The 300-nt window shown below is 55.0% G+C and carries 1 protein-coding gene; it reads right to left on the bottom strand.

From position 1 onward, the window contains the following. The coding region (locus E5Q11_RS17720) for a diguanylate cyclase domain-containing protein (protein WP_135804734.1) at positions 1-300 on the bottom strand (300 nt) is incomplete at both ends.

Raw genomic sequence — 300 nt, 5'->3', positions numbered from 1 at the left:
ATCGTTGGCCAGGGCGATTTCAATCCGTTTGAGATCACCGAACAGGTCGCGAACGGCCCGTTCACTGTCGGCATCGTAATAAAAACACTGGTTCTTGCCACTCTCCTTGGCTGAGTACATCGCCTGGTCTGCCTGGCGAAGCAGCTGTTCAGCATCAATGGTTTCAGACTGGGGGTAAACCGTCCCCCCGATACTGGCGGTGATACTCACTTCCTCACCCAGAATCCGCGATGACCGTGACACAACGTCCAGAATGCGGTCCAGTAGCAGCTGACACGATTTCACCTCGAAAGACAGGGG

This window comes from Marinobacter confluentis (genome assembly GCF_004785685.1).
Lineage (GTDB): Bacteria > Pseudomonadota > Gammaproteobacteria > Pseudomonadales > Oleiphilaceae > Marinobacter > Marinobacter confluentis.
This window is presented reverse-complemented; position numbering and strand designations above follow the sequence as displayed.